Origin of the sequence: Vibrio sp. 1F253, assembly GCF_041439295.1 — a bacterium.
Classification (GTDB): Bacteria; Pseudomonadota; Gammaproteobacteria; order Enterobacterales; family Vibrionaceae; genus Vibrio; species Vibrio tasmaniensis_A.
The window spans coordinates 1-2,930 of sequence record NZ_JBGONU010000116.1 but is presented as its reverse complement, the minus strand read 5'-3'; the positions used below and the strand labels follow the sequence as shown (position 1 = coordinate 2,930).

Below are 2,930 nucleotides of genomic sequence, written 5' to 3'. Positions count from 1 at the left end.
TTTGAAAAGCGAAATGTCGCTTAGCTAAGTGTCCAGTCTGACTGGAGCAGATCACTAATCACCTTTGGACACTTCGAGTAAAACACGATATCCCAATGATCTTTGCCGCCATTATTGGAGATGTAGTCCATAACTTGAGAGCCTCTTTAGACCTTCTCGCTACTGAGTTGGTAGTACATGCTGGTCAAGACGCTAAAAACGTTTACTTTCCTTTTGGTAATGATTCTGATGGTCTCGAACAAATGATAAAAAAGAGACATATTGATAAGGCAGGTGAGGATGTTGTAGAGATTGTTAGAGAGTTAGCACCTTATACCGGAGGGAATAAACTACTTCGATCACTGCATGATCTTGATATTACAGACAAACATAAGTCACTTGTTCCTGTCGCACACTACGCGGGGATAAAGAACTTTCAAATGAGCGGAGCATCAGGACCAATGTTAACAATTCAAGACTTACACTGTGGTCCAATTAGAGATGGAATGGTCTTAATGAGCCTACCTCCCGCTGGTAATGTTCGAATTGGACAATCATTCAATCCATCATTAAAACTGTGCTTAGACGAAGAAGTAATAGATAGAGGTGAGGAGTTAATAGAAACACTGCATAAGTACGTAACAATGGTTGAAGATATCTTGGCAAAGTTCAAAAACTTACCTGAAAAAGAAAATCGCTAACAAATGTTTCAGACTTCAACTGACTTTTACTAATGGGACAGAAATGAAATAGTGTTGTTAACCTAACTTGGCTCTGTCCAAAAGCGTTGTTGTATTAGCTTTCACCCTTGGCAGCATTGTCCACCATAGATGCAACACTTTCTTGTTAGCTATATGGCTAACAATGCCGCCATAACCTAATATGTTAGCTATATAGCTAATCAGAGGCGAATAAACTATGGCTGACAGATCTGAAATTGGACTAAAAGTTAAGCAGGCACGTAACGTTATGGGATTGACGCAGGTACAAGTCTCAAAACTTACTAGAATTAATAAAACGACTATTTCAGAAATCGAAAATGGCCGTTTTACAGGCTCATTCGATATATTTGAAAGATTGCTAAACGCCGTTAACTTACAGTTCGAGGTCGTAGAAAAAACACATCAACTACCGAGTTGGGATGAAATTGAAGAACTATTTGCAGAAGATGATGATTAACTATACGGGCTAGTCGAGAGCTGAAGTAGCTGCCTCAACCAGATTATTTTCCAACCTCTCTGCCGGTGAATCACAGCTAGCTATCAATGCAGCCTTCCTTGACCGATCTTTACTTACGATCAACCTTGGTTGATAGCGTTCAGGTGTAACTAACAATACTTACTCTTAAACATGTACAAAACCAACCATATACTTCAACAAAAACAGAGACATAAAAGAAACCCTATAAATTTAGGCATCCACATTCAATCTTTAATCAACGTTCAATATTTTCTAGTTAGTAGTCAAACCAAACATTTATGCCTCAATTCACTCTTACTCATAAGTACGAATAAAATCAAATAAAACCCTTTAAATACAATAAAATACGGTTCAGAACATCAAATTATTCCATTCGTAGCTGAGGTTTAATCAACGTTCAATATTTGCTAGTTAATGGTCAAGCCAAACATCGATGTCGTCTTCATAACTAATTTTAATTCTGTTCCTAAAAAACAGCGTATCTCTTATCAAACTATAAACTAACGGAGAGCTTCTCTTAATAACGTTGTCCTGCGGTGGACAACGGTGGACAACGGAGGACAACGGAGGACAACGGAAGACAACTAACCAAAAAGTCGTTTTTTGTTCACCTGAGATTTGCATCGAAACCTAAGTTGATCAGGATTAGCATTGATTGGATCGAAATTAGCATTGATTGGATCGAAATTAGCATTGCATCAGATTAATGTTGAGCTAGATGACCCCAGCTATGCGGCATACGTAATTTAAAAATTTTGCTATATCAGGCATTTTCCTAGCATTGATAATTTAGCGAATGACAAAGTCGCTGGCAGCCTCATCATAAAAGCAATCTGTAAATACAACTACATACCATTACAGACTTTCTTGACCGATCTTTACTTACGTTCAATCTTTGTTGATTAGCAGTCAGATGCATCTATCAATACCAACTCTTAAGCATGTATAAAAGATCAATAAAAGCCGCTTCAACTGATGTAGTTCTCGATGCTAGATGCCAATCTCTAATGTCCGTGTATTCCTAATAAAAAACCATCTAAAACTACTTATACTCATTAAATGAAATGACTTTATTAAGTTTTTGAATAAGAACAGTTCGCTGAGAATCTCTAGGTATCAATTCCCACATAGAGGCAATAACTTCATCTAACTCAGCACTTTTCTCATTCAGTGCTGCATCCTTTCTTGCGCATTCTTCTTTTAGATCAAGAACATCGGCCTCTGCGGATTTCCTAGCACTCACCTCCTTTGCCAGTTCGTCTTGTATCTTCTTGTAAATTGGTGATGATTTGACTTCCTCAACAGTTATTTTTTCAGATGAACCACTGGATATATCTGATGGATTACTGGAGCCATATACGCGTTCAGCCTCAGCTGTTTCTATATCTTCTCTTAACTTAGGGTAATGCCTTAAAGCGCCATTCCCTTTACCTGCCTCCTTTTCTACACTTGAATTGGTAATTTTTAAAGGTTTGCCAGCCTGCACCTTCAATAGGTTAGCCTTTGTTATGGGGCGTCTAATTATCAGCCTGTTGAGAGCATCACGTAACTGTGCCTCTGTTGAGTTAGCCGTCATATAGCCTCCGTATTATCAACGGTTTGAATAAACATCTTCGATAGCTCATCGTCTAGGGTGTACGGGTCATAGTTAAACCCAAGGTCACTCATTATTTTCTCTGCCGATCTAATAGTCATAATGATCTGCTCCAGTCAGACTGGACACTTAGCTAAGCGACATTTCGCTTTTCAAA

The 2,930-nt window shown here is 38.4% G+C and carries 3 protein-coding genes; 2 read left to right on the top strand and 1 reads right to left on the bottom strand.

The window, feature by feature from the left end; genetic code table 11:
- The first annotated feature begins 95 nt into the window (after positions 1–95).
- Positions 96–680, top strand: a complete 585-nt coding sequence (locus ACED28_RS22995; protein WP_371710837.1) for a hypothetical protein — start codon at positions 96–98, stop codon at positions 678–680.
- A 217-nt stretch (positions 681–897) separates the two neighbouring features.
- Positions 898–1,158: a helix-turn-helix transcriptional regulator gene (locus tag ACED28_RS22990; RefSeq protein ID WP_102308856.1), complete on the top strand. Its 261-nt coding sequence runs from the start codon at positions 898–900 to the stop codon at positions 1,156–1,158.
- Positions 1,159–2,221: 1,063 nt separating this feature from the next.
- On the opposite strand, the gene ACED28_RS22985 is transcribed toward ACED28_RS22990, so the two are convergent.
- A complete protein-coding gene (locus tag ACED28_RS22985) occupies positions 2,222–2,755 on the bottom strand; it encodes a hypothetical protein (protein WP_102308855.1) in 534 nt (177 codons plus the stop codon).
- Positions 2,756–2,930 lie beyond the last annotated feature (175 nt).

Bases quoted from the DNA above. Each gene is read 5' to 3' on its own strand.
- ACED28_RS22995 (WP_371710837.1), top strand. From the start codon at position 96: ATGATCTTTGCCGCCATTATTGGAGATGTAGTCCATAACTTGAGAGCC.
- ACED28_RS22990 (WP_102308856.1), top strand. From the start codon at position 898: ATGGCTGACAGATCTGAAATTGGACTAAAAGTTAAGCAGGCACGTAAC.
- ACED28_RS22985 (WP_102308855.1), bottom strand. From the start codon at position 2,755: ATGACGGCTAACTCAACAGAGGCACAGTTACGTGATGCTCTCAACAGG.